Annotated in this window: 1 protein-coding gene; it reads left to right on the top strand. The window is 49.4% G+C overall.

The genetic code is table 11. The annotated features are described in order from the left end of the window. Nucleotides 1-92: 92 nt before the first annotated feature. Nucleotides 93-772, top strand: a 680-nt coding sequence (locus AAC147_RS11285) for an integrase domain-containing protein (protein WP_047686645.1), incomplete at its 3' end; no start/stop codon positions are given.

The following is a 772-nucleotide window of genomic DNA, read 5'->3' as shown; positions in this document are numbered from 1 at the left end:
ATTCGTCAAGGGCAAGGCAGTTATTTTCTGTTTTGCCAGAATGGTCGCGCGCCAGAGATCGCATGTTGTCAAGCATCCACAAGGGGAAGCCAATGAGTCGATTGATTAAAGAATTAAAGTTTTTTGCCCGACAAGGCGGCGGTAGTCATAAAACCTGTCATGATCGCATTCAGATCACCGGGCGTTTGGGTGCGTTGTTATTGAGCCTGAATATTCAGGTGAAAAGTCTCGGTCATTTGAAGACCAAGCATGTAGAACAGTATGTTGATGCCCGCTTATCTCAGGGCATTGCTAAGCGAACGGTGCAAAATGAAATGGCTGCGCTGCGTAATATCTTTCGCATGGCAGGCCGAGAAAAACTGGAGACCGCGCCGCGTTTGAGTAATCAGGCATTGGGATTAAGCGGCACCAGCCGCGCCGGAACGAAACAAGCGATCCCTGATGCCACGTTTCAGGTTGTTTATCAGAAAGCACTAGAACGTGATGTCGGATTTGCCGTTACACTGAAACTCGCCCGATTGCTGGGGTTACGTTCTCAGGAAGCGGTACAATGCAGTGCATCATTGAAAAGCTGGCGTAAACAGTTAGAGCAACCAGAGCCGAAACTGCATGTTGTTTTCGGTACAAAAGGCGGCCGGCCAAGGCAAACCCACGTATTGGATGTTGCAGCAGTAAAAGAGACTGTTGAGCAAGCCATTGTTGTTGCAGAACAACGCGGCGGTAGATTGATTGATAAGCCCGACCTCAGACAGGCCATGAACTACTGGCGAAC

Source organism: Xenorhabdus sp. NBAII XenSa04 (genome assembly GCF_963866145.1).
Classification (GTDB): Bacteria; Pseudomonadota; Gammaproteobacteria; order Enterobacterales; family Enterobacteriaceae; genus Xenorhabdus; species Xenorhabdus indica.
This window is presented reverse-complemented; position numbering and strand designations above follow the sequence as displayed.